At 30.8% G+C, this 4175-nt stretch carries 3 protein-coding genes and 3 pseudogenes; all 6 read right to left on the reverse strand.

Translation table 11 applies throughout. The features are described from left to right. Positions 1–294: pseudogene (locus ACH8JV_RS18970) on the reverse strand (hypothetical protein); the annotation flags it as partial. 313 nt (positions 295–607) lie between these two features. Then, positions 608–1297 (reverse strand): annotated as a pseudogene (locus ACH8JV_RS18975) (RHS repeat-associated core domain-containing protein); the annotation flags it as partial. Between the two features lie 215 nt (positions 1298–1512). Beyond that, complete coding sequence (locus tag ACH8JV_RS18980; protein WP_396523171.1) at positions 1513–1950, reverse strand: hypothetical protein; 438 nt, start codon at positions 1948–1950, stop codon at positions 1513–1515. A 1-nt stretch (position 1951) separates the two neighbouring features. Next, the gene (locus ACH8JV_RS18985) at positions 1952–2086 is read right to left on the reverse strand and encodes a hypothetical protein (protein WP_396523173.1); all 135 of its coding nucleotides are present in this window, start codon (positions 2084–2086) and stop codon (positions 1952–1954) included. Between the two features lie 543 nt (positions 2087–2629). Beyond that, a complete protein-coding gene (locus ACH8JV_RS18990; RefSeq protein WP_396523175.1) occupies positions 2630–2902 on the reverse strand; it encodes a hypothetical protein in 273 nt (90 codons plus the stop codon). A gap of 332 nt (positions 2903–3234) precedes the next feature. Continuing rightward, positions 3235–3897: pseudogene (locus ACH8JV_RS18995) on the reverse strand (RHS repeat domain-containing protein); the annotation flags it as partial. Positions 3898–4175 lie beyond the last annotated feature (278 nt).

Raw genomic sequence — 4175 nt, forward strand, 5'->3', positions numbered from 1 at the left:
GTTATTATCTATATAAAATTTTTCACTATATACCTTTACTTTATTATATTTAAACATCTTGTTTTGCCCAAATGCCCCTTTAAAATTAATCACTTTTTCCATTGATTCCAAATCAATAATTTGGGTTGAATAATTAACTTGAAAGCTTTCAGTTATGAGATAATCATTAATATTTTTCGTAAAAAAATCAATGAATTCATTTCCCCCCCCAAGAATAATTACTACTGATTCATTTTTAAAGTAATCAGGAAGTTTAAGAAATTCTGGTATAACATCAAAAGAACACTTTAGCATCTATGGTTATCGCCTCCATATTTATTTGTAGATCTAGCATTACCATTATCATAAGTTAAATGACCATCTTGTTTTACGCCATTTTTTACTACGTGATAATGTGGCTTCTCATATTCAACTGGTTTTTTATCTTTAAAAACATGCCCTTGTGGATGTAACTGCAATTTATCATTATATTGTTCCCCAGAAACATTTATTTTATATTTTCAATATACATAGGTTTACCAGATGAGTCATTTCCCATAAATTTTAAAGAACTAGTATAACTTTGTAAGATTGGTATACCAGCTTGACGCATAGCTTCTCTTCTTGTAGCTCGATTGATTGAAAACTCTTTATCACCTTTAGTTGAATCTCTTCTAATTTGATTAGTAGTACTTAATCCCAAAGGATCAATCCAACTCATTGGATTCGGTGCATAAGCATATATATTATGCCCACCCAATAATCCAATCGGGTCTTTGCAAATAAAACGACCTACATACAGTGAATAATAACGATAACGGTTGTAATGAAGACCTGTTTCTTGGTCGAAATACTGCCCTTGGAAACGGATATTATTACTGATGATCTCAGAGTCTTCAAAGAAGTTAGATTTAGCTTTTTCAGCTTTACACTCACCCCAAGCCTTATATTCAGCTTTCCAAGTATTGATATAATCGTTCAATCAATTGGTTGGTATGCTGGATAGCATTATTTTGAGTTTGAGCCTAATAGCCTTTGTCATGCTCATTCAATATTAATTGCTGAGTTAAGCGCCCAACTTCATCATACCATTGTGTTGGCTAAGACCATTTGCATAGTGTCGTAACGTCTCTCTATGTAAATCGTCACGCTCAAAACTAACAATATCTTCACCATTTAATGCCATGCCATAGAGATGTCCACTTCAATAAGACAGCCAATCTATTTTCTGTCCATCTGGTCGGATGGCTGCAGTTCAATTATTTAATTCATCATAAACATGTTTCCGCACCGCAGTTTTATGTTTCAATAAGTTTTCAGATAAATAGTAATTTAAAATCGAAGATATTCATTATGAAAGTATATTTACCCTATTGACTACCATAAAACACTACAAAAAATGGTATTTTTAATACATATAAGTATTTTTTGACTTAAAATTCATCATACTTTTATAACTAACCATGTTAATATCATTTAGGTCATTCAGATTGTAAGCCAACAGTTCAATATTAAAAACCCGCCAAATATTTTTCAAATGTATGTTATTTTCCTTTTCAAAATATTTATAAATTCTTTAAAAATATTATTTACATTACTTTCATTAATTAAATATTTGGAAAAAGTTGTATAATTATAACAAACTGTAGAAGAACCTAATTCATTTATCATATATTTTTCAGCATCTATTACATTATTACAGTTTAAAAATTTAACTTCTTTTTCTAAATTTAAAAATGCATCTATTGATAAACAACCAATTAAATATTCCGTTATAATTTCATCACTATCCAAAGCACGCTCAAAATCCAGATTCTCATGCCGTTCTAAAAACTTTTGTTCAGCATGTTTCTTGAATTCATCTTTATTAAAACCAACTACATATTTAGGTTCTATCCAGTATTCAAAAATTTCGTCTTCTAACAGTCTACAAACTTCGATTATATCTATTGGCTTATTTAAAAATTTCAATTTAAAGCTCCTGTTTTTGAATTTTAGTTGGCATTGCTAATACATCTTGCAATCTACGAATACAAGGATCAGCATAAGCATGAAGTTTAGCTTTGTCTTTTTCACATAAACTATATGCTTTATCTACTGATTTCATAGTTCTTTTAGACCACTGAGAATAGATTGACCTTTAATAACATGATCTGAGTTTCCAACTAAGATACCTGTCGCTTTAGTATATCTAATTGTCCCACTTACTCCTCCAGAAATTTTAAAATTAACATTTGATCTATTATTGAAAATATAGACATTAAAAAAACCCACTTTCAACTGGGGCTTTTCGAATTTTGCGGAAGCGGTGCCAGACAAATTTAAGCCATAACCATTTAATTTTAAATAAAATATATATTCACATTTAATTTTTAGTGCAATTGATTTCTTTCTAATGACCGTACACTTATCGATCTTCTGGCAGTAACAGCACCATTATTGAGAATATCTTATACTCTTTATTATGGCAAACTGTCACAGCACTTAACGTCCCTTTAGAACCCAAAATCTTTTGCAGTTCAAGTTATTTTATATTATGGACAACCATCAATAAAAAACCTTTGAAATTTCAAAAGTTTTTCACTTTATATTAAAATTTTCTAATTTAAAAATTGAACATTACCTATCTAATGCCTTTCTTCAAATAAGATTACTCAATTAAAGCATAACCAACAACATTAGGCCCTTCAAACAATTCTATTGCATTACCTTTTTTTAAAGAGCTTTTTGGATAAGTATCAGATAAAAATTCGAGTTTAGCTTTTAAAGGCTTATTTTCACTGAAAATTAATTTAATACTCCATGATGTATTTTTATTATTTAAATCTTTTAAAATAGTAGTACAAAAATATTCACCGCGTGAAGGTTGAAATAATTTTCTACCTTTATCTGGCAATTTCCAAGTTAAATTTACATCATACATTCTATTTCCTGTTATTTAAATTTACATTGATTAGCAATAACCCATGCAATTTTTGAGTGGTTGTTCAATTGATCTAAAGTTGCATATCTAGCAGCCCCAATCCCATCCAACATACCATCTATATGCATCTGATCTGCTATCTTATCAGGAACACTTACTTGTACCATCATAAACTCACATCCCCCATGCCCCATTGTATTTCCCCATACTTTTGCATTTGCATAAAATGCAGCCATCCATTTACCATCCAAAGCACCAGATTTCGTCGTCCATCGATCTGTACGGCTTAGAGAACTATATTCATCCATACTCATAGATCTATATAAATTTTTTAGACCATAAGGATCAATCCATGAAATTGGGTTTAAAGCATATTTAAAAATATTAAACCCGCCATTTAGCCCAATCGGGTCTTTACTAACAAACTTACCTACATACGGCGAATAATAACGATAACGGTTGTAATGAAGTCCTATCTCTTCATCAAAATATTGACCTTGAAAACGGATATTATTTGAAATAATTTCACTATTTTCGAAGAAATTTGACTTAGCTTTCTCCGCTTTACACTCATCCCAAGCTTTATATTCGGCTTTCCAAATAATTGCACCTGTATGGTCGGTCATTTCCTGCGGCGTACCCAAGTGGTCACAATGATAGAACCATACATCATCAAATTCTTTACCCTGTTTTTCAATTTTCCAAAGCGGGTCACAAGGTCTATCTGACCAATCTGGAGTTTGGTGTAATTCTATTGGACTTAAATAAACAGCCTGTGGCATTGGTACGAAACTGTCTTTTTCATAGATGTAATGCTTGGTCAGTTCCTCTGTGGACTCATAAGCAAGCGTATCCTCATCCCATCTATAAATAATGTTCTGCTCTTGACCTGTATGGTGATGTTTACTCCACTTTTGAATACGACGGCATAAAGCATCATAGCCATATTCTGGTGTGTATTGACTATTACGACTCTTTACCATGCGGCTATAGACATGACGCAATAGAATTTGATAGATTCAGTTTTCTTCTTTGTTTAATTTTTAGTGTTGTGATACTTATCACTAATCAGATGTAATGATTTACCTACCCAAAGTATATTTCCAAAAATTGAAAAAATTTATTAATTTTAATTAAGACTGAATCATCTAGTCTTAATTCCACTACACTAAATAGTTCTTAATTTATAATTTAAATCCATTCTTTTACATTTTTCAAAATATTACCCTCATTGATTGACTCATCTAAGTTATGATAAACATCTATCAAGATT

This window comes from Acinetobacter sp. ABJ_C5_2, assembly GCF_044538485.1.
GTDB classification, from domain to species: Bacteria; Pseudomonadota; Gammaproteobacteria; order Pseudomonadales; family Moraxellaceae; genus Acinetobacter; species Acinetobacter nosocomialis_A.

Bases quoted from the DNA above. Each gene is read 5' to 3' on its own strand.
- ACH8JV_RS18985 (WP_396523173.1), bottom strand. From the start codon at position 2,086: ATGAAATCAGTAGATAAAGCATATAGTTTATGTGAAAAAGACAAAGCT.
- ACH8JV_RS18990 (WP_396523175.1), bottom strand. From the start codon at position 2,902: ATGTATGATGTAAATTTAACTTGGAAATTGCCAGATAAAGGTAGAAAA.